Annotated in this window: 25 protein-coding genes and 1 tRNA gene; 18 read left to right on the forward strand and 8 right to left on the reverse strand. The window is 46.2% G+C overall.

All coding sequences use genetic code 11. From position 1 onward, the window contains the following. Positions 1-94: 94 nt before the first annotated feature. Positions 95-2,149 (reverse strand): methylmalonyl-CoA mutase family protein, encoded by a 2,055-nt coding sequence (locus ACN0QW_RS01080; RefSeq protein ID WP_417428712.1) that lies wholly within the window; start codon positions 2,147-2,149, stop codon positions 95-97. A gap of 190 nt (positions 2,150-2,339) precedes the next feature. On the opposite strand from ACN0QW_RS01080, the gene ccrA reads away from it, so the two are divergent. Both ccrA and ACN0QW_RS01090 read left to right on the forward strand, forming a co-directional pair. Further along, positions 2,340-3,623, forward strand: coding sequence for a crotonyl-CoA carboxylase/reductase (gene ccrA / locus ACN0QW_RS01085; RefSeq protein WP_299371100.1), 1,284 nt, complete (start codon positions 2,340-2,342; stop codon positions 3,621-3,623). A gap of 201 nt (positions 3,624-3,824) precedes the next feature. After that, positions 3,825-5,483, forward strand: a complete 1,659-nt coding sequence (locus ACN0QW_RS01090; RefSeq protein ID WP_417428006.1) for an acyl-CoA dehydrogenase family protein — start codon at positions 3,825-3,827, stop codon at positions 5,481-5,483. Between the two features lie 24 nt (positions 5,484-5,507). Here the strand turns inward: ACN0QW_RS01090 and gluQRS are convergent, their stop codons facing one another. Beyond that, positions 5,508-6,368 (reverse strand): tRNA glutamyl-Q(34) synthetase GluQRS, encoded by an 861-nt coding sequence (gluQRS, locus tag ACN0QW_RS01095; protein ID WP_417428008.1) that lies wholly within the window; start codon positions 6,366-6,368, stop codon positions 5,508-5,510. Between the two features lie 55 nt (positions 6,369-6,423). On the opposite strand from gluQRS, the gene ACN0QW_RS01100 reads away from it, so the two are divergent. The 3 genes from ACN0QW_RS01100 to ACN0QW_RS01110 all read left to right on the forward strand — a co-directional run bounded on the left by ACN0QW_RS01100 (position 6,424) and on the right by ACN0QW_RS01110 (position 8,689). After that, entirely contained in the window at positions 6,424-7,053 is a 630-nt protein-coding gene (locus tag ACN0QW_RS01100; protein ID WP_417428010.1) for a DNA-3-methyladenine glycosylase family protein, read from the forward strand. Between the two features lie 125 nt (positions 7,054-7,178). Further along, a complete protein-coding gene (locus ACN0QW_RS01105; protein ID WP_417428012.1) occupies positions 7,179-7,853 on the forward strand; it encodes an alpha/beta hydrolase in 675 nt (224 codons plus the stop codon). Positions 7,854-8,119: 266 nt separating this feature from the next. After that, a complete protein-coding gene (locus ACN0QW_RS01110) occupies positions 8,120-8,689 on the forward strand; it encodes an HNH endonuclease (RefSeq protein ID WP_299371447.1) in 570 nt (189 codons plus the stop codon). Between the two features lie 84 nt (positions 8,690-8,773). On the opposite strand, the gene ACN0QW_RS01115 is transcribed toward ACN0QW_RS01110, so the two are convergent. The 3 genes from ACN0QW_RS01115 to ACN0QW_RS01125 form a co-directional block, all read right to left on the reverse strand. Then, positions 8,774-9,289 carry a disulfide bond formation protein B gene (locus ACN0QW_RS01115; protein ID WP_417428014.1) on the reverse strand — a complete coding sequence of 172 codons (516 nt, stop codon included), beginning with the start codon at positions 9,287-9,289 and terminating at the stop codon, positions 8,774-8,776. Between the two features lie 23 nt (positions 9,290-9,312). Continuing rightward, complete coding sequence (locus ACN0QW_RS01120) at positions 9,313-9,894, reverse strand: YqaA family protein (RefSeq protein ID WP_417428016.1); 582 nt, start codon at positions 9,892-9,894, stop codon at positions 9,313-9,315. Between the two features lie 150 nt (positions 9,895-10,044). Next, entirely contained in the window at positions 10,045-10,551 is a 507-nt protein-coding gene (locus tag ACN0QW_RS01125; RefSeq protein WP_299371456.1) for a cold-shock protein, read from the reverse strand. A 345-nt stretch (positions 10,552-10,896) separates the two neighbouring features. Here ACN0QW_RS01125 and ACN0QW_RS01130 point away from each other — a divergent pair. Next, positions 10,897-10,981 (forward strand) — tRNA-Leu (locus ACN0QW_RS01130). Between the two features lie 140 nt (positions 10,982-11,121). Continuing rightward, entirely contained in the window at positions 11,122-11,580 is a 459-nt protein-coding gene (locus tag ACN0QW_RS01135) for a hypothetical protein (protein ID WP_417428018.1), read from the forward strand. Here the strand turns inward: ACN0QW_RS01135 and ACN0QW_RS01140 are convergent. After that, complete coding sequence (locus tag ACN0QW_RS01140) at positions 11,568-12,485, reverse strand: LysR family transcriptional regulator (RefSeq protein WP_417428020.1); 918 nt, start codon at positions 12,483-12,485, stop codon at positions 11,568-11,570. The two genes, ACN0QW_RS01135 and ACN0QW_RS01140, sit on opposite strands and share 13 nt — an antisense overlap. A gap of 114 nt (positions 12,486-12,599) precedes the next feature. Between ACN0QW_RS01140 and ACN0QW_RS01145 the strand changes: the two genes are divergently transcribed. Both ACN0QW_RS01145 and ACN0QW_RS01150 read left to right on the forward strand, forming a co-directional pair. Next, on the forward strand, positions 12,600-13,013 hold the full coding sequence (locus tag ACN0QW_RS01145; RefSeq protein ID WP_299371465.1) for a VOC family protein: 414 nt from the start codon (positions 12,600-12,602) through the stop codon (positions 13,011-13,013). Then, the gene (locus ACN0QW_RS01150) at positions 13,010-13,945 is read left to right on the forward strand and encodes a 2-hydroxyacid dehydrogenase (protein WP_417428022.1); all 936 of its coding nucleotides are present in this window, start codon (positions 13,010-13,012) and stop codon (positions 13,943-13,945) included. Before ACN0QW_RS01145 ends, ACN0QW_RS01150 begins: the two co-directional genes overlap by 4 nt. 7 nt (positions 13,946-13,952) lie before the next feature. Here the strand turns inward: ACN0QW_RS01150 and ACN0QW_RS01155 are convergent, their stop codons facing one another. Then, positions 13,953-15,167 carry an NAD(P)/FAD-dependent oxidoreductase gene (locus ACN0QW_RS01155; RefSeq protein ID WP_417428024.1) on the reverse strand — a complete coding sequence of 405 codons (1,215 nt, stop codon included), beginning with the start codon at positions 15,165-15,167 and terminating at the stop codon, positions 13,953-13,955. A gap of 181 nt (positions 15,168-15,348) precedes the next feature. Between ACN0QW_RS01155 and ACN0QW_RS01160 the strand changes: the two genes are divergently transcribed. From ACN0QW_RS01160 to ACN0QW_RS01175, 4 genes are all read left to right on the forward strand, one after another. Next, positions 15,349-16,080, forward strand: coding sequence for an NnrU family protein (locus tag ACN0QW_RS01160; RefSeq protein WP_417428026.1), 732 nt, complete (start codon positions 15,349-15,351; stop codon positions 16,078-16,080). A gap of 57 nt (positions 16,081-16,137) precedes the next feature. Continuing rightward, positions 16,138-16,830, forward strand: coding sequence for a cyclic nucleotide-binding domain-containing protein (locus ACN0QW_RS01165; protein ID WP_417428028.1), 693 nt, complete (start codon positions 16,138-16,140; stop codon positions 16,828-16,830). Positions 16,831-16,922: 92 nt separating this feature from the next. Next, positions 16,923-17,267, forward strand: coding sequence for an ArsC family reductase (locus ACN0QW_RS01170; RefSeq protein WP_417428030.1), 345 nt, complete (start codon positions 16,923-16,925; stop codon positions 17,265-17,267). 9 nt (positions 17,268-17,276) lie between these two features. Further along, positions 17,277-18,869, forward strand: coding sequence for an RsmB/NOP family class I SAM-dependent RNA methyltransferase (locus ACN0QW_RS01175; RefSeq protein WP_417428032.1), 1,593 nt, complete (start codon positions 17,277-17,279; stop codon positions 18,867-18,869). Positions 18,870-19,020: 151 nt separating this feature from the next. On the opposite strand, the gene ACN0QW_RS01180 is transcribed toward ACN0QW_RS01175, so the two are convergent. Further along, positions 19,021-19,470: a DUF2846 domain-containing protein gene (locus ACN0QW_RS01180; RefSeq protein WP_417428034.1), complete on the reverse strand. Its 450-nt coding sequence runs from the start codon at positions 19,468-19,470 to the stop codon at positions 19,021-19,023. A 245-nt stretch (positions 19,471-19,715) separates the two neighbouring features. On the opposite strand from ACN0QW_RS01180, the gene ACN0QW_RS01185 reads away from it, so the two are divergent. From ACN0QW_RS01185 to ACN0QW_RS01205, 5 genes are all read left to right on the forward strand, one after another. Further along, positions 19,716-20,147, forward strand: coding sequence for a MaoC family dehydratase (locus ACN0QW_RS01185; protein WP_417428036.1), 432 nt, complete (start codon positions 19,716-19,718; stop codon positions 20,145-20,147). Positions 20,148-20,338: 191 nt separating this feature from the next. Then, positions 20,339-21,340: a bifunctional riboflavin kinase/FAD synthetase gene (locus tag ACN0QW_RS01190; protein ID WP_417428038.1), complete on the forward strand. Its 1,002-nt coding sequence runs from the start codon at positions 20,339-20,341 to the stop codon at positions 21,338-21,340. Between the two features lie 41 nt (positions 21,341-21,381). Continuing rightward, entirely contained in the window at positions 21,382-24,222 is a 2,841-nt protein-coding gene (gene ileS / locus ACN0QW_RS01195; protein WP_417428040.1) for an isoleucine--tRNA ligase, read from the forward strand. Between the two features lie 40 nt (positions 24,223-24,262). Further along, positions 24,263-24,754 carry a signal peptidase II gene (lspA, locus tag ACN0QW_RS01200; protein ID WP_417428042.1) on the forward strand — a complete coding sequence of 164 codons (492 nt, stop codon included), beginning with the start codon at positions 24,263-24,265 and terminating at the stop codon, positions 24,752-24,754. Between the two features lie 30 nt (positions 24,755-24,784). Further along, a complete protein-coding gene (locus ACN0QW_RS01205) occupies positions 24,785-25,366 on the forward strand; it encodes a DUF3035 domain-containing protein (protein WP_299371503.1) in 582 nt (193 codons plus the stop codon). Positions 25,367-25,375 lie beyond the last annotated feature (9 nt).

A 25,375-nucleotide genomic window follows, 5' to 3' on the forward strand; every position in this document is an offset into this window, starting at 1 on the left:
ATTAAAACTCACTTTTTAGTGAGGACTCTTAAGCTCCCGAATAACCTCTTTTCTTTGAAAATTGCTTTTTCCGGGGTGTCGAGGATGCAAAATATTACTCCGCGGCCGTTTTGTAGGGTGCTGATAATATGTTGGTTATATCGCTAAGGATGGAGCCAAGGTCGAAGTCCTTTGGTGTGTAGACGGCAGAAACGCCTAGTTCCAAAAGGCGTTCCGCATCGTCTTTTGGGATGATGCCGCCGACGACAACAGGAATGTCTGAAATTCCAGCGGCCTTCATCTTTAATATGATCTCTTTCACCAAGGGAACGTGAGATCCGGAAAGGATAGAGAGGCCAATAATGTGGACACCTTCTTCCAAGGCGGCGTTTACAATTTGTGACGGTGTTAAGCGAATGCCTTCGTAGACGACTTCGTATCCTGCTTCTTTGGCGCGAACTGCGATTTGTTCTGCGCCGTTTGAATGACCATCAAGACCTGGCTTGCCAACAAGAATCTTGGGGCGGCGTCCTATCTTCGTTGTTAACTCATCAAGCTCAGCCCGTATTTTTACGAGGTGGTCCTGACCTCCTTCGTTCAAAGAACTTTGGCCAACACCTGTCGGGGCGCGAAATTCTCCAAAAATTTCTCTGAGTGTTTGCGCCCATTCACCCGTTGTAACCCCAGCATGTGCGCAAGCGATAGAGCTCTCCATGATATTGCCATTTGTCAAGGCTGCGGTTTTAAGTTGGGAAAGGGCGTGTTCAACGTCATGGGCATTTCTGTTCTGACGCCAGAGTTTTAATTTCTCAATTTGCTGGGCTTCAGCGGCGTCATCCGTTTTTAAGAAGCCATTATCTTCGCCCGTTGTCAGGGGAGAAGGCTCTGTTTCTGTATGTTTGTTGACGCCGATGACTGTGAGATCTCCACTTTCGATATCCCTGAATCTTTGCGCCGCTGATTCTACCAATTTGCCTTTCATATAAGAACTCTCTACAGCGGCGATCGCGCCGCCCATTTCTTCAATGCGAGCAAGCTCTTCTTTTGCTTCTTTCATGAGCGCCTGAACTTTGTTTTCTATTTCTGTAGAGCCGTTAAAAATATCGCCATATTCAAGGAGATCGGTTTCAAAGGCGACTATCTGCTGCAACCTGAGAGACCACTGTTGATCCCAAGGGCGCGGTAGACCCATAGCTTCGTTCCAGGCCGGAAGTTGGACGGCGCGGGCTCTGGCGTCTTTGGAGAGGACAACAGCCAGCATTTCAATCAGAATACGGTAGACGTTATTTTCAGGTTGTTGTTCGGTTAGTCCGAGAGAATTGACCTGAACACCATACCTGAACCGCCTATATTTTTCTTCTGTTACGCCGTAACGTTCTTGACAGATTTCATCCCAAAGTCTTGTAAAAGCCCGCATTTTACAAAGCTCGGTCACAAAGCGTACGCCGGCGTTTACGAAAAACGAAATCCTGCCGACGACCTTTGAGAAATCGTGATCCGGTACTTGCCCGGAATCCTTTACAGCATCAAGGACAGATATGGCTGTCGCTAATGCATAGGCAAGCTCTTGAACGGGTGTCGCCCCCGCTTCTTGAAGGTGGTAAGAGCAAACATTCATAGGATTCCATTTGGGAACTTGATTGTAGGTAAACGAGATCACATCGGTGATAAGGCGCATAGATTGCTGTGGTGGGAAGATATAAGTGCCGCGAGACAGGTATTCCTTGATCAGGTCGTTTTGGGTTGTGCCTGACAGTTTGCTACGGTCTAGGCCCTGTTTTTCGGCGCAGGCAATATAGAGTGCCAATAACCACGGGGCCGTCGCATTTATCGTCATGGATGTATTCATCTGATCCAGAGGAATTTCGTGAAACAGTGTTTCCATATCTCCTAGATGAGAGATGGGAACGCCGACTTTCCCCACTTCACCCTGTGCAAGGATATGATCCGAATCGTAGCCCGTCTGGGTTGGAAGGTCGAAGGCGACAGACAGGCCTGTTTGACCTTTTTTCAGATTCGTTTTGTAGAGTTCATTGGATGCCTTGGCATTTGAATGGCCAGCATAGGTTCTGAATAACCAAGGGCGATCAGCTGCTTTTGCTGCATGTGCGTTGTTGATTGTCTTTTTTGATCCCTCAGACATCCGAAATTTCCCTGAATTTTTCGTTATTGTCGTTATTTTGTTAAAATATAGACATAAAATTACTATATTATCTAGTGTTTAGTAAAAATATAATAATTGTGCGTTGCAAAAAAAACAACTCGAGCTAAACTGATTTTCAACAGAGAGAAAGTTTTTGCCGCTCCGGGCGACATGTAAAGACCACCAGAAAGGTGGCATGAATGGGGATAAGGCTAAGATGAGTGAAACAGCAAAAATCGTGGATATTACAGCGCATCAGGAAAAGAAAGATCTGTATGAAGTTGGGGAAATTCCCCCGATGGGACATGTCCCCAAGCAGATGTATGCTTGGGCTATTCGCCGGGAACGCCAGGGCAATCCGGAACAGGCAATGCAGGTTGAAGTTGTCGATATACCAAAGTTAGAAAATAACGAGGTTCTTGTCCTCGTGATGGCGGCGGGTGTTAATTACAACGGGGTTTGGGCAGGCCTTGGTAAACCGATTTCTGTGTTTGATGTTCATAAAGAGCCTTATCACATTGCCGGATCTGATGCGTCCGGAATTGTTTGGGCTGTCGGGTCAAAAGTTACCCGTTGGAAAGTTGGTGACGAAGTTATTGTACATTGTAATCAGGATGACGGGGATGATGAAGAGTGCAATGGTGGTGACCCCATGTTTTCTACCTCCCAACGTATTTGGGGTTACGAGACACCTGATGGATCTTTCGCGCAATTCACGAGAGTCCAGTCCCAGCAGCTTATGCATCGCCCCCGTCACCTGACTTGGGAAGAGTCCGCTTGTTACACCCTGACCTTGGCAACGGCCTATCGCATGTTATTTGGCCATCGCCCTCATATCCTGAGACCGGGACATAACGTTCTGGTCTGGGGGGCTTCCGGTGGTTTGGGTTCTATGGCTATTCAGTTAATTGCCACGGCTGGTGCGAATGCGATCGGTGTTATTTCTGATGAAACCAAACGAGATTTCGTTATGTCCCTTGGTGCCAAGGGTGTTTTGAACCGTCGGGATTTCGATTGTTGGGGACGTCTGCCCGAGGTGAATGATGTCGACGGCTATAAGGAATATATGAAGGAAGTTCGGAAGTTTGGTAAGGCAATTTGGGATATTACGGGCAAGGGCAATGATGTTGATTTTGTCTTTGAACATCCGGGCGAACAAACCTTCCCTGTGAGCTGTAACATCGTTAAACGTGGCGGTATGGTTGTTTTTTGCGCCGGGACAACGGGCTTTAATTTGACGTTTGATGCGCGATTTGTCTGGATGCGCCAAAAGCGAATTCAGGGCAGCCACTTTGCCAATTTGAAACAGGCGTCGCAGGCAAATCAGCTGGTAATAGAACAACGTCTTGACCCCTGTATGTCAGAAGTCTTTTCGTGGGATGACATACCAAGGGCCCATACCAAGATGATGAATAATGAACACAAGCCCGGGAATATGGCTGTGCTCGTTCAATCAACACGCCCGGGGTTACGTACCTTGGAAGATGTGATTGACGCTTAAGTTTCCTGCTGCCGATAAGCGCGATGGTAATGCTTATACGGGTGCATGCCTCTGTTACGTCATGTCGTAGAGGGCTGTTGCGCTTATCGGTCTTTTTATTGTTCGATTTTATTTTAATAGACTTTTCATCAGACGGTTACTCTTGTTTTCAAGCAGGTACACTGAAAAATCTATGGCTGAGTAATTCCATTGAGGCAAAAAATGTCAGAAAACAAAGAGCTTTTTTCCCGTTGCGGAAAAGCGATATCCTCATCCAAATCACTGCAGGAAAAAGCACGTGATTATCTGCTTGAACAAACAATAGATAATGGGCGTGTTTCAGCCGATTTAATTGAGGAAAATCAGTTCGCAGCCCATGGCTATGCATGGATGGCGACGTATGTTTCTGCTTTGGAAAACATGCTTCTTTGGGCACAAAGGCTGGATAGCGGAAATGAGTTTCGCGAACTAGAACGGCTCATCCTCAAAATAGCCTTTGGCGAATATCTGTCCCAGCTATCTGGTGGAATTGCAATCAGCCAGGTTGAAATCCTGCGTCCTCAGGATTTGGGTGTAGAAGAAACTGATGTGTTCAATTTCCATACGGACGAGGTTCGTGCGTTGATTGGTGATGGGAATACAAAAGAAAATAGAAAAGCTTTGGCTGATCTTTTGGTGAATAGCCTTGAAAGTAAAAATTTTGGGGCTTTAGGACTTGGTGATGAGACGCTGGAAATGGTCCGGGATCAGTTCGGAAGAGTTGCCGATGATTACAGTGATGCTGCCCACGAATGGCATTTGAAGGATGAACTCATCCCGATAGAAGTTGTGGAACAGTTAGCCGAATTGGGTATTTTCGGGCTTACGGTTCCCGAAGAATATGGCGGCCTCGGGATGGGGAAAACGGCTATGTGTGTCGTGACCGAAGAACTTTCCCGTGGTTACATCGGTTTGGGGTCTTTGGGGACGCGCTCAGAAATCGCCGCAGAGCTCATTCGCTTGGGCGGAACGGAAGAGCAAAAGCAAAAGTGGCTCCCCCAAATTTCATCAGGTGAAATTTTACCGACGGCTGTCTTTACCGAACCCAATACCGGGTCAGATTTGGGGGCTTTAAAAACAAGGGCGGTGTTATCCGGGAATTGTTATAAAATCACGGGTAACAAGACCTGGATCACGCATGCCTCGCGAAGTGATATCATGACCTTGCTGGCTAGAACCAATCCAGATGAGCCCGGCTATAAAGGTCTCTCAATGTTTATCGCGGAAAAGCCCCGAGGAAATGATGATGACGATTTTCCGGCTGAAGGCATGACCGGTGGTGAAATCAAGGTGCTTGGCTATCGCGGTATGAAAGAATACGAACTTGGTTTTGACGGTTTTGAAGTCAAAAAAGAGAACTTGCTTGGGGCGGAAGAGGGGCAAGGGTTCAAGCAATTAATGGCGACCTTTGAATCGGCAAGGATTCAAACAGCCGCAAGAGCTGTCGGGGTGGCGCAGTGTGCGATGGAACTCGGGATGCAATATGCGCACGATCGCATCCAATTTGATAAATCGCTATACAACTTCCCCAGAGTTTATGGGAAACTGGTTTGGATGGTTGTCGAAACCATGATCGCTCGACAGCTAACCTACGCGTCGGCGCGGGAGAAAGATTCGGATCGACGCTGTGATATTGAAGCCGGCATGGCTAAGTTGTTAGGGGCGCGTGTTGCATGGTCAAATGCTGATAATGCTCTGCAAATTCACGGTGGTAATGGTTATGCGGAAGAATATAAAATCAGCCGTGTACTGTGTGATGCACGTATCTTGAATATTTTTGAAGGCGCAGCAGAGATACAAGCACAGGTTATTGCACGCGGTCTTTTATCCGGGCGTAATTAAGTTGTTCATCAGATCTGCCGGACTTTATTTTTGATCTAATAAACCAACCATCGTTCTGATGTCGTCAGGATTTTTCCCCTGTTTTCTGAGTTCTCTTATGGCAAGAGCGTTATGTCGCTTGGCCAGCCGATTACCTTCTTCATCGTGAAGCAGATCGTGGTGGTGCCAGGTTGGAACAGGCAATTTTAGTAACGCTTGCAAAAGCCTGTGAATATGAGTGGCTTCAAAGAGATCGGTGCCTCTGGTAATGCAGGAAATATTTTGAAGGGCATCATCAACGGTTACGGATAGGTGATAACTGGTATGAATGTCTTTTCTGGCAAGAACAACATCACCAAAAATTTCTGGTGTTGCTCTGACCTTTCCCTTTCTTTCATCATGCCAATATAGCTCTCCTGCTAAAGCGCACGCCTGCGCTGTGTTCAAGCGCAGGGCATAGCTGTCCCCTTGTGCGATGCGTTTTTTTCTTTCAGTGGCAGACAGGCTTCTACAGGTGCCGGGGTAGATTAAACCATCTGGTCCGTGCGGAGCACGACCAGATTGCTGGACTTCGTTTTGAATTTCTTTGCGCGTGCAAAAACAAGGGTAGAGAAGATCTTGGTCTTCTAGTTTTTTGAGTGCCCTCTGATAATCGTCCATGTGTTCAGACTGATTACGCGGGGTATCACGCCACTCCAAGCCGAGCCATGAAAGATCTTCGTATATCGCCTCAGTGAATTCCTTGCGGCATCGCGTAGTGTCTATATCTTCGATTCTCAGAATGAACTGGGCATCGTGTTTTTGCGCTTGTGTCCAGCTAAAGAGAGCGGAATAAGCGTGTCCAAGATGGAGATATCCGCTGGGTGAGGGTGCGAAACGAAAGATTTGTGTTGGCAATGTTGTCATTAAATGGGTTTTCATCAAATAGAATGTGCAATGGGAACAAGGGGGAAGTCCAGTCGTGAGTGATCAAAAAATATCGGATGAAGCTTTACGTGCCCCTTTGGAGGCACTTTCAGGGCAAGATACGGATGTAGCACGGGCATATCTTGATTGTGGTTTGCCGCCCATCCGATCTCAAGATGCCGGGTTTAACGGTTTGGTCGGAATGATTATTTCTCAACAGGTTTCTGTTCAGTCTGCAAAAGCAATCCTTGGTAGATTAGTGGAACAAGTTGGGGAGATCACCCCGGAAAATATTTTAGCGTTGGATGACGACGGAATGAAGGCGGCAGGTTTGAGTCGCCCAAAACAACGTTACACACGTGGATTGGCTGAAGATGTTTTGGCGGGGCGCCTGCAGTTGGAACATCTACCGGATATGTCAGATGATGAAGTTATTGATCATCTGATCCAAGTAAAAGGTATAGGACGTTGGACGTGTGAAGTATATCTTTTGTTTGCTTTGAAACGACCTGATATCATGCCCGCTGCTGATTTGGCCTTGCAAGAGGCGATGAAGCATTTAAAGGGTTTGGAACATCGTCCAACACCGAAAGAAATGTATGAACTTTCCGAAAATTGGCGACCCCATCGTAGTGCTGGCGCCCGTTTTTTATGGCACTATTATCGCCATGCTGGTATCGCCTGATTTTCCAAAATTTTGCCCCCTTTTATGGCCCAATAGTTGAGAATTTGTTAACTATTTGGCTAAAATTGATGACCTGTGTTAAAAAGTCGTGTAAAAGTAGATAGTTATTCATGGGGGGCATGGAAATGTCAGAGGTAACATTAACTGGACCTCGTCACGAGCCGAGCTCGGGTGGGCCAGCAAAAGAACTCATAATCATGCTGCATGGTCTTGGTGCAGATGGGCAGGATCTGATTGGTCTTGCGCCTTTTTTTGCCAATGCTCTTCCGCATGCTGCTATCGTTTCTCCGGATGCGCATCAGCCTTGTGATATGGCCCCGATGGGGCGGCAGTGGTTTAGCTTGATGAGCAGGGATCGGGATCTTATTCTCGATGGCATTCAAAAAGCAGCGCCTGTTGTGCAAGCTTTTATTAATCAAGAAATGGCGCATTATAATTTGACGCCGGAGCGTGTTTTTCTGATGGGCTTTTCCCAAGGGGCTATGATGGCATACCATCTTGGTTTCCGCCAAAAGTCACCTTTCGCAGGCATGATGTGTTATTCCGGCATGCTGGTTGCGCCTGATTTGCTCAAAGATGAACTATCTAGCAAGTGCCCTGTGCTCGCGATCCATGGTGATAAGGATGAAGTTGTTCCCCCTGAGGCGCTTCCCGCGGCAGTACAGGCGATGACAGAACACGATATAACTGTATATCAGGAAATGATTTCCGAACTTGGACACGGTATTGATGAAAACGGTATTCGCATGGGTGTTGGGTTTGTGACTGAATTGCTTGGTTATGCTGTTAAAGATGAATAGGCTAGGAAAAACGCGCTTATTGCGATGTTGAACAGGGGCTCTTTTTCGTGTGGAAAAGAGCCTTTTTTGCATCTAACGCTCGTGTCGTGGAATGAGCTGAATTGTGACAGTTAAACCTGAGTTTTGTGTTTCTTTTATTACTTTGGCACAAAATGTTGTATGTTTATAAAAAGAGCATTACTTTTTAGTAGATACTTCAGTATCGTTCAGTTTTGGTGCTTTGGTATCATTCGCCCTGGTGTTTTGAGATCCCACGGAGGAAAAACGTGGTTTCCTTTTCTGCTAATCCGGCGTTGGTCCTAAACGCGGACTTTCGTCCACTCAGTTATTTCCCTCTCTCTGTCTTGTCTTGGCAAGATGCAATTAAAGCTGTGTTTCTCGATCGTGTTCAAATCGTTTCTGAGTACGAGAGCGAGGTTCATTCGCCGTCTTTCCAAATGCGTATTCCAAGTGTTGTTGCCCTTCGAAGTTATGTTGAGATGGATCGGCGTCCGGCATTTACCCGGTTTAATGTATTCTTACGGGATGCTTTTACTTGCCAATATTGCGGTGTGAGAGAGGCGTCTGAATACCTGACCTTTGATCATGTCATTCCCCGATGCCAGGGGGGAGGCACGTCGTGGGAGAATATTATTACAGCCTGTCAGTCATGTAATTTGTCCAAGGGGGGGCGGTCACCTTCAGAAGCGAGAATGATGTTAAAGTCCTGGCCGCGCTGTCCAACAGTTCATGAGCTTAATCAGAACGGCCGCGGTTTCCCGCCAAATTACCTTCACGAAAGCTGGCATGATTTTCTTTATTGGGATGCTGAACTAGAACGAGATGGGGAGACTTAATATTTTGGTCCGAACCCGTGGATAAAAGATAAGAATTTATTTCGGTCAGGTAAGTAACGATCGTAATGAAAAGATCTGGAAGGATTAGACTTCCTTGCTGGTTTTAATTGTCCATAGACAGACAAGGGCAAGTACTAAAGATATGATGATGTTATAGCCAGCCATTGAAATCCCAAAAAGATCCCATGGCACGACATCGCACCGAACAATCGGCTGGTCCATCAATTGGCTGGTCAGGTCTTCTACCGAAGCTGAAAGATCCAGTGCGCCTCCTTGGCATTCACTGGTTCCTTCCCACCAACGTTTTTCTACGCCGACATGAAACCCAGCGATAGCGGCGCCTGCAAAAAATGACAAGCTGCTTGCGCCCAATGTTATTTTCGCCACTGCTGGGTTTTTTCTTAAGGTCCAAGCCAGCACAGCAAAGCCTGTTGCCGTAACATAGGCCCAGCGTTGATACATACAGAGAACGCAGGGGTGTAGACCTCCAATATATTGAAAGGCCAAGGCGCCCCCCAGAACGACTGCACTGGATAGAATAGCGATTAACGCCATCCATCCAGACTTGATATTCGTTATTGTCTTAACTAGTGCAGCCATTATATTTCGCCTGTTTGTGACCTCTAGATCAGGTATTTAAGAGCGACAAAGCCCCCGATTAGGAGTATACAGAAGATTGAGGCAAGAATATTGAGGTACTTTTCAATAAATATTCTGATCGGCTGTCCAAAATACCATAGTAGTCCCGCAACAAAAAAGAACCGAAGCCCGCGTGCACCCAATGAAGAAATGCTGAAGACGGTAAAGTTAAGTTCAAAAAATCCGGAAGCAATCGTGATCACTTTATAGGGGAAAGGCGTCACCCCGGCGATAAATACAATCCAGGCGCCCCAGTCATTATATTGGGTTCTGAAATCTTCCAGATATTCTGTTTTGCCGTAAAATTCTATGACGGGTTGGCCGATAGATTCGAATAAGAAGGCCCCGATTCCATAGCCAAACATACCGCCCAAAACGGAAGCAATAGTTGCGATAAGGGCTATTTTCCATGCTTGGTCTCGTGCAGCCAACACCATTGGGATAATCAATATATCCGGCGGAATTGGGAAAACTGAACTCTCTATAAAGGCGATAAGGCCGAGAGCTAATAGCGCATGAGGATGTGCGGCTAGACTCATGGTCCAGTTATAAAGGCTACGAAACACGGTGAGCTTCCTTATGTTGATTAGGAAGCGAAGAAAACAGGACTCTTCCCCGAAGGTCAAGCAGAGATACAAGGCAAAGAGTTTGGCATGTATCTCTGCTTGGTTATTTCGAGTTCAGCACTGCGTTACTGATAACGGTGAGGTTTCTCTCTATTCAAGGAGCTGGACAATTGTAGCCAAAGGACCTTTATCACCATCCTCGGTTTCCATTTTGATCCGCTGATTCTGGGTTACCCGGTATATCCCAGACCGTTCCAAAATGCGAGCAGAGATAAAGATATCCCTGCTGCCATCATCAGGGGAAACAAAGCCATAGCCCTTGTCGGCATTGAAAAATTTAACAATACCTTCGATGGTTGGCTCACCACTCTCGCTTCCAGGAGGTGGGGGCGGTTCCGGTATAGATTCTACGCGATGAATATTTTTGACTTGTAGCCCTTTGTCTCCGTTTGTCAGGTCGCAAATTAGCTCTGCGCCTTCGGGCAGGGAACGATGACCTGCTCTTTCTAAAACGGATATATGAAGGAATGCATCGGGGAGTTTTTCCCCAGCCTGGACAAATCCAAACCCTTTGGTGGCATTGAACCACTTTACGCGTGCCTGTATGTCAGGCATCTCATTTTCAGTTTGATCTACTATTACACTGGTATCTAACATGGCGCACGATTGCTCCAGACTAACCTGAATGTAGAACTCATATAGAACCCCTCCCGAGGGTGCGATTTGAGCTTCTGAGGGGATTATTATGATTAACGACGGCCATTTATTGTGAATCTCTTCCCCCCAAGAAAGAAGCCGTTTAAACTTAAAGTAACCTTACTTTGGAATTAAGTTCTAGCGATAGTTTACTAGAAATATTAGGGAAAAGCAAAAACCCCGAACCTTTGTGTTATTTTTGTGCTTAATTTTAGATGAATTATAAATCTAGTTTTAGATAAATTATAAAAATGAAATCGAGGCTTGCCAAAGGCGAAACCATCAGTAATATGCGCATCCACAAGTGCCCCCGTGGCGGAATTGGTAGACGCGCGTGACTCAAAATCTCGTATCTTCGGATGTGCCTGTTCGACTCAGGCCGGGGGCACCATTTATTTTCCGCAAAACGCCGTTGAATAAGCGATTATATTCGTTAATTTGATAGCGGCTTTTCCCAGCCAGACATTAAGATGCTCCCTCGTGGCGATGGGAAAGTATTCCCTTTGTTTCCGTGGCATTGGGAGAAATAAAATGTCCAAGATTGATCGTGTAAAAGCACATGTTCTGGCAGAGCTTGCTAAGGAGCAAGGAGAACAGCTCCGGTTTATGGCGAATCTGGATCTTCGTCTTGTCTTTGGATATTTGACCGCGCAATTTATTTTGGTTGGCTGGATAACGAATCAAGCAGAACTTGCTATTCAATTGGTCAGCGCAGTTCTTTTGGTTAATGGACTTCTGTTTGGTGTTATCGTGATGTTGTTGGTCCGGCATGGTCGACGCCGTCATCACGTGTCACAAACATCTCGAAATATCGATTCGGCACTTCAGCTTTACGAAACAGGAATCTATTTTGAGGGCCGCATCAAGAATCCGGATCGTCAGCGGGAAAAGAACCCATTATTCCTCTATTGGCACCCTATTTACATTTTTATCTGTGCTGTTGCTTTTACTGGTGTAAGTCTTTTGATCGCCAGTATCTATCTGGTTTGACGGTGATTTATCGTTTCCCCTATATAAGAGATAATGGTTTCCTTCGCGGTCGACCTTTTTCGCACTAATATTGTTTTTCTATAATAGCGTGTGTCGTATAGTATGATTTTGTGAAGGTCAGTCCCTTCTGGCCAAGGCCCTTGCCAGTCTGGGATCAGGGATATGCCAAGGCCAGAGTTCACGAGTACGGTAATCGCTTCCAAGGCATCAAGCTCGCAAAACTCTTGAACCGTGATCTTGCTGTCGCGCAAAAATTTAGTAACAAGTTTTCCTCCCCAGGCATTGTGGTCATACCGGATAAAGGGTTTTTGCCGAAGTTGCTTAAGAAGATCGGATGAGAATTTTGTTGCCTTCTTATTTTCCGCTTTAAAGCAATCCTCTGGTAAAAGGTCTTTTGTAGAAATCAGGCAGAGTGGCTCCTGACTTATGATTTCAAATTTGAGCTCTTTTGGTAAAGAGAAAGGAGGTGCACTGATGATGACTGCATCGAGATCATCTGAGAGCATGCGGTTATATAACTGCTTTGATGTTCCCGGATGTAACTTTACTTCCAAGTCGTGTTTATCCTTCTGAAGGAAGCTCAGGGTTTTGGGGATTATGCCCGTCATTGCCGTTGAGATGGCTCCTAGCTCTAAACGACCAGACACCTGCCCCTTGTTTAAAGTACTTAACAGGTCGCGTTCAACTTCCAGCAATTGCTTTGCTTGGGGTAGAATGCGGTGTCCAGCTTCAGTTAAATGAACCGTTTTCCCTGACCGTATAGTCAGGGAAAACCCAACCTGTTCTTCCAGCGCTTTTATGCGTTGGCTTACTGCTGTGGCTGTCAGTCCTTGTGATTGTGCTGCCCGCGCAATCGAGCCTTCTTTGGATAAAGCGATTAGGCTTTTGAGAAAATCACTATTCAAAGCAAAGATATTCCTATGTCTAAAGTAACAATAATAAAGTAATTGTTATTTATTGTTTGTGCTAGAGAGTTCTCAAGACCATGATTTTATAAGTTTTTATCAGGAGTGTTTTCGATGAAAAGCCTTTTTCACCTAGCCTACAATGTACGCAACTTGTCCGACGCACGTTCTTTTTATGGTGAGATACTTGGTTGTGAAGAGGGGCGATCATCTGACAGTTGGGTCGATTATAATTTTTTTGGGCACGAAATTTCTCTGCACCTTGGCACGCCTTTTGAGGTTCAAGCTACGGGCAAGGTCGGGGGACATATGGTGCCGATGCCGCATTTAGGGGTAATTCTTGAATATGAGGATTGGATTGGTGTCGCAGAGAAACTCAAAGCGGCCAAAGTTGAGTTTGTGTTAGAGCCCATGGTGCGATTCGAAGGCGAACCTGGCGAGCAATGGACAATGTTTTTCTTTGATCCATCTGGAAATCCGATAGAGATTAAAGGCTTTAAATCAATGGATAGGGTTTTTGCATCATGAGCATTCTTTTGCTGACATCAGTTTCAACTGAAGAAGAAACTATGTGGTTAAAACAGCTCAGATCTGCATTGCCAGAAGAAGATATTAGGTTGTTGGCTGATCTCGATGACATAACAGATGTCGATATAGCGATTGTAGCTAATCCCCCACAAGAGGTGTTGCGTACTCTACCAAAGTTAAAATTGATTCAAAGTTTATGGGCTGGTGTTGATGCGTTGTTGGGGGATCCAACCTTACCTGAAAACGTTCCTCTTGTTCGTTTGATTGATCCAACCTTATCTGCGTCTATGGCTGAAGCAACCGCAACGCATGTTCTGGCCCTGCATCGTGATTTACCTCGTTATGCCCAACAACAACAACGTCAGGAATGGCAGCAGCATGAATTACTGCGGTCGTCTGATCGTACGGTTGGTATTCTCGGTTTGGGGGAGATGGGGATTGCCTCTGCTCAACAGCTACGGGCCTTGGGTTTTAACGTTCGTGGGTGGAGCCGATCATTAAAAGAGGTGGACGGCGTTGAGTGTTTTGCTGGGCAAGGCGGTCTCGAGACGTTTCTTAAGGGGCTTGATATGTTGGTAAACCTTCTACCTCTGACATTTGAAACAAAGGGAATTCTATCAGAGAACTTATTCTCTCAGCTTCCAAAAAGGACAGGATTGATCAACTTTGGACGTGGCGGTCACCAGATTGAGGGAGATGTGATCACTGCGTTGGATGACGGGCAGTTATCCCATGCGGTGTTGGACGTCTTTTCACAAGAACCGCTTTCGGCTGATAATCCGTTGTGGCGTCATCCGAAGATCACGCTTTTGCCGCATGTCGCGGCGCCGACTAATCCCGGAACGGCTGTTGAGATTGTTGCTGGCAATATTAGAAAATACAGAAAAACAGGACAGCTACCAAAACAGGTCGAGAGATCTGTCGGGTATTAATGATGATCTAAACGGCTTGGCCCGCTGCGTGGCCTGATGCCCATGCCCATTGAAAATTAAAACCGCCCAGATGTCCGGTTACATCGACCACCTCGCCGATGAAGAAGATACCTGGATGGGTTTTACTTTCCATAGTGTTGGATGAAAGGTTCTTTGTGTTTACCCCACCAAGTGTGACTTCGGCCTTGGCGTATCCTTCATCCCCCGATGGTGTAATGACCCATTTGTGGATTACCTCGGCCACAGCACGTAATTTTTTGCTGCCCATATCTGCGGGCGTTCTGTTTTCGCTGAATCTATCGACCCATTCCTGCGCAAAGCGTTTGCTCATAAAGGGGGCCAGAACATTGGTCAGGGTCTTTTTTTTGTTTGCGTCTGCGGTGAGCTCTTCTTCAATGTTCTGGCCAGGTAACAAGTCAATGGAAAGTGATTTTCCCGGTTCCAGATAGGACGAGATTTGTAGTATCGCTGGGCCACTAAGACCGCGATGGGTGAACAGCAAGTTTTCGCGAAAGCCCTGCTTTTTAACTGAGGCGATACAGTTCTGTGAAACACCACTAAGTGTTTTGCAAAAGGCTTTGTCACCAGCGTTGAGGGTCAGAGGGACAAGCGCAGGCCGGATTGGTGTAACGGGAATATCGAACTGTCGGGCAATTCTATGGCCGAAATCTGTAGCCCCGATCTTTGGTATGGAAAGCCCCCCCGTTGCAATGACCAACGATTGACATGTGACAGCACCCTTACTGGTTTCGAGAGTAAACTTAAGGCCATTGGGGCTTTCTGGTATAGGGCGAACACCATTAACGGATACTGGATTGTGAATCTCGACGCCTGCGTCACGGCATTCTGCTAGCAGCATATCAATAATATCCTGTGCAGAGTTGTCGCAGAAAAGCTGTCCAAGTGTTTTTTCATGATACTTGATTTCGTGTTTGGCCATCAAATCAAGAAAATCATAGGGGGTGTAGCGTGCCAATGCAGATTTGCAGAAGTGTTTGTTCCCGGAAATAAAGTCGTTAGATGTGGTGTGTATATTGGTGAAATTACAACGCCCGCCGCCTGATATACGAATTTTCTCGCAGAGTTTTTTTGCATGGTCGATGACCTGAACGCGCCGCCCTCTTTTCCCAGCCTCAATTGCACACATAAGGCCCGCAGCACCTGCGCCAACAATAATGACATCCCACTTTTCTGGTTCTTTATATGGGGAGGTATTTTGCATGGATCTCTCTTTTGTCCGTGTACCGGTTCATGTGCAACAACTTTGTCGGAACTTTAAACGGGGTAATACCCGAATTGAGAAAAAACGCCAAGCTGTAACAATATTTTGAAATAGCTTTGAATAAGATGTCAGGCATGACCAATCTATATAAAGCTTTAATTTGCAAAGCAGTGAGCGATTAGTGAACGATGCTCTTCGGTGTTGCAATCATGATACTAGAGGAATAGGGCTTGAAGCAGGGCGCTGGATAAATGGGGATGAAATGGCGATTTATATGATTATTGGCGGGCTTGGCCTGTTTTCTTTGTTACATTTGCTAACAGCGACACGAAAGGTAAGATCGGCAATAGTCACGCAGATAGGGGAGTTGCAATATAAGGGGCTTTTTTCTTTTGCGTCTTTGGTGGTCTTCGGTACCGCTGTTTATGGCTATGTCCAAGGTTCTTATGTTGAATACTGGGTGGCAGGAAGTGCGGTTATCCTCCTGCAAAGTTTTCTTTTGATGCCCGTGGCAATCATTTTGATTGTTAGCTCGTATATTTCAAAAGGGACACAAAGATTGACCCGACACCCAATGCTGATGGGGGTAACAATTGCCTGTTTCAGCCATGTGCTTGTGAACGGGGATCTTGCCTTTATTCTCTTTTTTGGCGGATTAGGGGGGTATGGGGTTCTTGCAATGCTTTGGTCTGATCATCAGCGCCGTATTTCCAGGGATACAGAGGATCAGTTATTTCTAGAGCAGACAGGGTACTTTCCTGTTTCTGGACGGTTACATCAAAATAATGGCGATCTCTTGCCTAGATTAGGAACCTTGGGGCCTGTTATCGGCACGGCGTGCTATGGGCTTGCCATTACATATCATGGACAGCTTTTGGGCGTATCGCCCCTTTCTTCCATACTGACGCCTTAGGATGAGGGGTGGTTCGTGAACGGGAACTTCGTGGCTTTCATTTGAGTGGAGTTGATAATGCCTTTTATTCAGGAAAACCTTTCAAGTCTCCCTGAACTGCTTGTTGCTATCGGTTTCTTGCTGACGTTTGTTGCTTTTGTTGTCAGTGATATTTTATGGCTTCGAATTTTTACCATTGTAGCTAAGCTCGCGATGGCGATTGCTGCTCTCTTGCCTGAGAATGGTCCGGTGTGGCTATCTTTTTCTGGAAATATGATTCTTATTACCGTGAACTTGTTTCACTCGACGGTTCTTATTTTGGAAAAACGTCGCTCTAACTTATCAGATCAAGAGCAATCTCTGAAAGATAAAGCATTTCCGATGATGGATAGAGTTCTTGTTAAGCGACTTTTTCGGGCGGCATGTTGGTCTGAATTTGAGCAAGGTGAAACAATTCTTTTCGAAGGGGAGTGCCCGGATAGATTATTTCTTTTGTTTGAGGGAAAAGCTTTTGTATCTGTCGGTCATAAGCGTGTTGGTGAAATTGAGGCCGGACAATTTGCCGGCGAAATGTCTTTTTTGACAATGGAAAAAGCCGGCGCGACAGTAACGACGCGCGAAAGGACCAAGTGTCTGGTTTGGGAACGGTCTGATTTGGAAAAGCTCTATCATAAAGACAGGGATCTTCAGTCTGTTCTGGTGGCAGCGATAGGGGCAGATTTGGTGACAAAAATCCTTTCGCAAAATAGAAGAGTTACGAAATTCGCTTAGGTGCTATGTTTAGTAGAATTGACAACTATGCTTGCATTTCGTGATCAGAAGGTTACCTAGGTGCCAGAATTTATTTAAGAACGGAAAGATTGATGATCAAAGTCTACGGTATTAAGAACTGCGATACATGCAGAAAGGCACTCAAAACATTGTCTGCTGCAGGTCTCGATCATCAGTATCATGATTTCCGTGCGGACGGTTTGTCTGCAGAAGACCTTGATAAATGGATCGCTGTGGCGGGATGGGAAAAGCTTCTTAATAAGCGAGGCACGACGTGGCGAAATTTATCAGATGATATTAAAGAGTCGGTGAATGAGGCTGTGGCCCGGAACTTGATGATGGAAAATCCTACGCTCATTAAACGCCCGGTTTTTGATGCGCCACAAGGTGTCATCGTTGGGTTTACAAAAAAGGAACAAGCCCTTTTGGGGCTTTAGGAGCGTATCGTGGCTGATCAATTTAATGATAAAAAATCTGCTGACGGTAAGTCTGGCGCTGGAAAACAACAGGTGCGCAAGGAAAGATTCCTCGCGCAAAAACACGGAAAAGATGCAGAGCAGACACGCTACGTCGATCATCAAAATAAGCGACAGCATGGTAGAACGCGCGATGATCGTGTGAACGATCGAAATTCCTCAGGTGAGGACAATTTTTATACAAAGCGATCAGATGTCGAGCCTGTTAAAAGTGGGGCACGGCTGGCGCGTGGCGCAGAACGTGTTGACTTGCCTATGGGACGTTTATTGTTTCATGTTCTGGCGGTTCTGGAAGAAGCAACGAATTCCGACAGCCCCATAGATCGGGCGTTGGCAGCCCACTTTTCAAACATAAAGGGGCGTTTGACCCCGCGTGATCATACACGTATTCGCGATATGGTGTGGGGCGTTGTCCGTCGTTATCGCCGTTTGTTATGGTGGCTGGAAATCAATGGTCAGACACCACAAGTACGTAAACTTCTTCTTGCGGATCTCGTTCTTACCCATGGCAAGAACGTTCAGGATATTACGCACTTTTGCAAAGGCGGCGGCGGTTATCTTAAGCGACTAACTGATTCAGAAGCGCGTGTGTTGAGCGCGATGGATGGAAAGCAACTTGCTGATGAAACCATGCCCGAGGCTGTGACGTTGGAGTGCCCATCTTGGGCGGAAAAAGGGTTGCGCGAAGTCTTTGGAGATCGTTTTCCTGAAGAAGTCGATGCTTTGCGCGAAGCAGCACCGTTGGATATCCGGGTTAATCCGTTTAAAGGTAATCGCGACGACCTGATTCCAAGATTGGAAAAGGCGGGGTGTAAGGTTGAAAAGCTAGATTGGCTGCCGCATGGCCTGAGGATTACGGACGCAGGTCGTAAAGCGCATTTACCTTTCTACGAGCGTGGTGAATTTGAAATTCAAGATGCCGGATCACAAGTTTTGGCGGCAATGGTTGCGGTTGAACCCGGACAACGGGTTATTGATTTTTGTGCAGGGGCAGGTGGTAAAACGCTTGCTCTGGCTGCTGACATGGATAATCGCGGGCAGCTGATCGCGGCGGATGTTCACAACAAGCGTTTGAACCGTGCGGCACAGCGATTGAAGCGAGCCGGTGTTTTTAATGCCGAACGAAAAGTCTTGGAGAGTGAACGTGATCCTTGGGTTAAAAAGAACAAAGGCAAGTTTGATCGTGTTCTCGTCGATGCCCCATGTAGTGGTACTGGTTCTTGGCGCCGAGCGCCTGATTCGAAATGGCGCAGAGATGAAAAGGATTTAGAGGAACTGGTCGCATTACAGGAAAATATTCTGACGTCTGCTGCACGTTTGGTGAAGCCAGGTGGACGTTTGGTTTATGCTACTTGTTCTCTCTTGCCTGTTGAAAACGAAGATCAGGTGGCTAAATTGCTTCGTTCCCGTCCTGATTTCAAATTGGTGCCAGTCAAAGATGTTTGGGAAGAAAGAATGCCGTCGTCTATGCCAGAGACAATAGGCGACATGCTTCGTTTAAGTCCGGCAACAAATGATACGGATGGTTTTTTTGCTGCAGTTCTCGAAAGAGAAGCGGAATAGGACGCTGGCTTATTAATTTACCCAGACCAGCTTGCTCAGGCCAGTTTTCTCAGACCAACTGACCAGGCCGCATTTGTGGTGGTTTTTGTTCTAAAGGTCTTATTTGTAGAATAACCTGTTCTGGGTTTTGGGGATTACGACAGCTTGCCGCCTAATTTGGACTTTGCTCTGGGGGCAGAAGTTTTTGTCCTTGAATCTCTTTCAGAGCCTCGGGTTCGGGAACTTCTTTGATTGCGTGATAGCTGCGGATGACTGATGTCGTGCCGTAAGCCTTGAAAAATCGGGATTCTCCGGGCTTTATGAGTATTAAAACCGGTTTGTCAATATCAGACGAAATCTTGATCTCATAGTTACCCGGCTGTGCGTCGCGGTACAGAACCTGATTGATTTTAGCAGATCCCACAGACTTGCCATTCACAAGGAACTCAGGCTCGATAGCTGCGAGAAAAGGAACCTGAGAACGATAAAAATATATACGGGCACCTTCTGGCGAAATGGAGGGCAGGTTGCCAGTTATTGGTTTTGCCTGCTTATTTGCCCCACAAGCTGTGAGCATCAGCAGAGCGGAGATAATGGCAAACGTTTTTGGGAATGAGAGCACTGGATCAGCCTTTATATAAAACGAACTCCTAATCTTAAATCACTTTTCAAAAAATGCCAAAGATGGTTTGTCGGGTATATCAGTGTATGCTGCGGTGCAAAATAACACTTGTTTGCAGATGCGAAACAACGTAATTTTCGTGAAGTTATCCAAAAATTGATTTTTGAGAAAGAATAATACAAATCTCGGGATCATCTAAATAATAATAAACTGAAAAAATAAATCTGCGGCGGAGGGAAGAGCTTATGTTCGGGCAACAAGGGTATTATATCGAAGATCTGAATGAGGGAATGGAAGCATCATTCTCGAAGACAGTAACCGAAGCCGACATTGTTTTGTTTGCAGGTATTTCAGGTGACACCAATCCTGTACATATTGATGAAGAAGCTGCGAAAAAAAGTGTTTTCGAAGGGCGTATTGCCCATGGCATGCTAACAGCATCCTATCTGTCGACAGTTTTGGGAACGCGACTTCCGGGACCAGGATGCATTTACCTTTCCCAGTCACTGAGGTTTAAAGGGCCTGTACGTATTGGTGATACTGTTACGGCGATCGTGCGGGTGAAGGAAGTTATGTCGTCTAAAAAACGTGTGGTTTTAGAGACACTTTGCCAAGTAAGGGGCAAGGATGTGTTGGATGGCGAGGCAATGGTTATGGTGTCTTCACGAGATCAATAAGTCTCTCATCGTTAAATCTTTTGATAAAAAAGCCATAAGGCTGTTTTCAAGCTGCCTTTGACCTAGTATTCATAGGCCTTTGAGGGTTGTTTTATGATGCGTCTGCTAATATCGGAAACGCATTAAATGTTTTTACAGCCTGACGCATAGAATATTTCAGGAGCTTACAGGCTATAAGCCTAGGTTAATAAATGGCAGTTTTTCATAACTTTACCAATCTACCGGATGACGCACGGGGAGCTGTCGTTGCAATTGGCAACTTTGATGGTGTTCATCTGGGGCATCAGGCCGTGATTCGTCAGGCAAGAGAGATTGCGGAAAAATTGAACCGCCCTTTGGCGGTTTTAACCTTTGAGCCTCATCCCCGATCGCTGTTTAAACCAAATCAACCTTGTTTTCGTTTGACACCAATGATCGCAAAAGCACATGCCTTGAAAAAGGTTGGCGTTGATCATGTTTATATTCAGGATTTCACTCTCGATTTTGCCAAGCAGTCAGCTGAATCATTTGTCCTGGAGACTTTGGTACGTGATCTTGGTGCGAAACATTTAGTTATTGGGGGGGATTTTTGTTTTGGTAAAGACCGCCAGGGCAATGCAAATCTTCTCGAAGCCATGGGAAAAGAGCACGACTTCGGGGTGACGGCAGCTACATTGGTTGAAGATAAAAACGATGTTGTTTTATCGTCATCGCGAATCCGGGAATATCTCAAATCAGGCAAACCAGCTGATGCAGCAAGAATTTTGGGGCGTTACTGGGAAATTGACGGCACAGTCATGCATGGGTTTAAGCGCGGAAGAACGATTGGCTTTCCGACCGCGAATCTATCCATGAAAAATTATCTTGTTCCGAGTCTGGGCGTTTATGCTGTGCGTGTTGCCAAGGCCGGGGTTGAAGGTTTTGGATTAACCCATTGGTACAATGGTGTAGCAAATATTGGTGCACGCCCGACAATGGATGGCGAAGGTGTAAACCTTGAAGTTTTCATCTTTGATTTTGACGAAGATATTTATGATATGGACCTTCGTGTACAAATCGTGGAATATCTGCGCCCTGAAAAGAAATTTGATGGCCTGACGGCTTTGACGGAACAGATCAAAATAGACGGTGACCAAGCACGTAAGTTGTTACTGGAATTATCTGATCATCCAATCGACCCCGTTGTTTCGGCAACAGATGAACACCAAGCATAATTGTTAAAACGACATAATTGTTAAAATGGAAGAGTGGCTCCATGAGCACGGACTATAAAGATACTGTTTTTCTCCCCAAGACTGATTTCCCTATGCGCGCTGGCTTGCCTAAAAAAGAGCCTGAGATTTTGCAGCGTTGGGCAGATATTGGGTTATTTGAAAAACTGCGTGCACAGAGCAAAGGCCGCGAAAAATTTACACTTCATGATGGCCCGCCCTATGCTAACGGTCATCTTCATATGGGACACGCCCTTAATAAGGTACTGAAAGATGTGATCAATCGTTCTCAACAGATGTTGGGTAAAGATGCGCACTATGTACCTGGTTGGGATTGCCACGGCCTGCCGATTGAATGGAAGGTCGAAGAAGGCTATCGCGAGCGCGGTCAGGATAAAGACGAAGTTCCTGTTGTAGAGTTCCGTAAGGAATGTCGTGAGTTTGCCGATAAATGGATCAAAATTCAGATTGAAGAATTCAAGCGTCTTGGAATCGAAGCTGATTGGGAACAACCTTATAAAACCATGAACTATCAATCAGAATCCCTGATTGTGAAGGAAATGGGTAAGTTCTTGATGAATAAAGGTCTCTACATGGGGACCAAAGCCGTTCTGTGGTCGGTTGTAGAGAAGACAGCCTTGGCCGATGCTGAAGTTGAATATCATGAACTTAAGTCACCAACGATATGGGTTCGTTTTCCGATTGCCAGCAGTAATGACAAGCTGCTCGACGGCGCATCGATCATCATCTGGACAACTACACCGTGGACCATTCCTGCTAACAGGGCAGTGGCTTGTGGCGAAGAGTTCGAATATGTGGTTTACGAAGTCACTGAGTTGGGTGAAAACAGCATTGCCAAAGTTGGTGAACGTCTTGTTCTAAACCGTGAATTGTCTGAACAGGTTCGAATCGATGCAAAGATCGAAGCATGGACCGAAGTTGGCGTGGTTTCTGACCTCTCTGATGTTAAGGTCAAACACCCCCTTAACGGGTTAGAGGGTGCTGATGGCGGCTATGATTACGAAGTACCGTTGTTGAACGCAGACTTTGTAACAAACGACGCTGGTACGGGATTTGTTCATATCGCACCAAGTCATGGTGCGGATGATAATGAACTCGGCCGTCAGCGGGGACTGGAAGTCCCTATGATGATTGACGAAGCTGGCGTTTATTACGACCATGTTCCGTTCTTTGCTGGTGCTTGTGTTTATACCCAAGAAGGTAAAGCAGGTGACGCCAATGGTCGTGTGATCAAGGCTCTGATTGAATCAGGCTCTTTGTTGGCCAAAGGATCCATGCGTCATAGTTACCCCCACTCTTGGCGCTCCAAAGCACCATTGGTGTTCCGTGCTACGCCTCAATGGTTTATTTCGATGGAAACCAATGAGCTTAGGGATAAAGCGCTTAAAGCTATCGATGAAACCCGCTTCATTCCCGAGAAGGGATCTACCCGCCTTTACAAGATGATTGAAGGTCGTCCGGATTGGTGTGTATCTCGCCAACGAGTTTGGGGTGTTCCTCTGCCGATCTTTATGGAAAAGAAAACGGGTGAACCCCTTCGTGATCAGAAGGTTCTCGATCGTATTGTTGATGCTTTCGAACAAGAAGGTGGTGATGCCTGGTTTAACAGCCCGCCAGCTCGCTTCCTTGGTAACGAGTATAACCCGGATGATTACGAGCAAATCCAGGACGTTATCGAGGTCTGGTTCGATTCAGGGTCAACTCACAGCTTTGTACTGGAAGCACGTCCAGAATTGAAATGGCCGGCTGATCTTTACCTTGAGGGATCGGACCAGCATCGTGGCTGGTTCCATACTTCACTACTGGAATCTGCCGGGACACGTGGTCGCGCACCATACGATGCCGTTCTGACCCATGGCTTTGTACTTGATAACAAAGGCCGCAAGATGTCCAAATCTTTGGGTAACATCACGGCGCCTGCGGAAATCAATGCCAAATACGGTGCAGATATCCTGCGTCTTTGGGTGGTTGCTTCTGACTACTCGCAAGATTTACGTGTTGGTGATGAAATTTTGAAGTATCAAGCCGATGCTTATCGTCGTTTAAGAAACACGCTACGGTTCTTATTGGGAAGCCTTGATGGATTTAGCGACGCAGAGCGTTTGCCTGTAGAGGAAATGCCTGAGCTCGAGAAGTGGGTTCTGCATCGTTTGACCGAGCTGGATACTATCGTTCGCAAGTCCTGTGACGATTATGATTATCACGCAATGTTCCAAGCTCTACATAATTTCTGTGCGCTTGATCTGTCTGCCTTCTATCTCGATATCCGCAAAGATACACTGTATTGCGACGGTAAAGATACTTTGGAACGTCGTGCATGTCGTACTGTTATCGATACGCTTTTTGATGCCTTGACGGCATGGCTGGCACCAATTTTATGCTTTACGACAGAGGAAGCATGGTTGGCTCGTGGGAAAACAGACGAAGCTGAGTCTGTGCATTTGCGTACCTTCCCTGAAATTCCAGCTGTCTGGAATAATGGCACTCTGGCTGAGCGCTGGGATAATGTGCGTGAAGTTCGTCGTGTTGTTACCGGGGCAATTGAAGTTTTAAGAGCTGAGAAAAAAATTGGTTCTAGCCTTCAGGCGCGGCCAGCAGTGTATATAAACCGTCCAGAGCTACTTTCTGCGATTGGTGATCTTAATATGGCTGATATCTGTATTACATCTCAGATCGAATTGGTCCAAGCTGATGCACCACAAGAAGCTTATCGTTTGAATGATGTTGACGGCGTTGGTGTTGTGGTCGATGGTGCCGAAGGAAATAAGTGCGAGCGGTGCTGGAAAGTACTTCCCGATGTCGGAAGCCATCCGCATGCGGGCACTTGTAGCCGTTGTGCCAGCGTTTTAGCTGCTAGTGCCTAAAGTGTCAGCTAAGCTGCACCTCTAGAGTAAAGGTAATTTGATGGTACTCCGCGCTTTAATACTGGCTTTATTGATTGCCGGGATTGATCAAGCCAGTAAGTGGTATGTACTGCTAGAGATCATGACCCCACCAAAAATTATCGAGGTCACAAGTTTTTTTGATCTCGTTCTGGCTTATAATCCAGGGGTAAGCTTTGGCCTGTTTGGTAGCGCTTCTGAATGGCGCCCCTTCTTATTAGCTGGGGTTGCCATTGCTATTGTGGTGGCTCTGTTTGTCTGGCTTTACAAAGAGCCGGGTAAGCTGATCGCTGTGTCTGTCGGGCTGATAAGTGGCGGTGCGGTCGGAAATGTAATTGATAGATTTATTCACATTGGTGTGGTTGATTTCCTGAGTTTCAGTATCCCGGTCTTGCCGTGGCGGATCTTTAATCCCTGGCCTGCATTTAATCTCGCAGACAGCTTTATTTTTATCGGGGTAATGGTTTTGCTCTATGACGGCTTGTTCTTGACGCCATCTAAGGGTAATAAGTAAGGACCTTGAAAAAGGATGCGGATTGAAAGCATGAATAAGATCAAATTTTTTGGATTAATTGTTGTCGCCTTAGCGGTCACTGGTTGTAGTGATGGCTTGAAAGAACAAATTGGATTAGGAAAGCGTGCTCCCGACGAATTTAAAGTCGTGTCCAGAGCACCTCTTAGCCTTCCACCTGATTACAACCTTGCGCCTCCTCGTCCGGGGGCTTTGCGTCCTCAAGAAGGATCGGCACAGGGGCAAGCGAAGCGTGCTGTGTTTAATCTTGACGGCACTGCTGGACCAGAAAAAAGTTCGTCACTGGATCAAGCTGGACGTAGCGATGGCGAAATGGCGCTCTTACAGTCGGCGGGCGCAAATGAGGCTCCTGATGATATCCGCCTTCTTATTGACCGGGAAACACGTCAGCTTAATTCTGAAAGTGAACAGGTTGTTGATGCGTTGATTTTCTGGAAAGATCAACCTAATCCCAATAGCTTGGTTGATCCGGTAAAAGAGGCAAAACGTATTCAGCAAAATGCTGCCCTCGGTACGCGTGGTCAAGGCGAAACCGAGATTATTGTGATCGAACGGGAAGCACCACTCGAGGGTGTGTTTGATAACTTGTTCTAGGTGTTAATT

Source organism: Kiloniella sp. (assembly GCF_048259265.1).
In the GTDB taxonomy this organism is placed as follows: Bacteria; Pseudomonadota; Alphaproteobacteria; order Kiloniellales; family Kiloniellaceae; genus Kiloniella.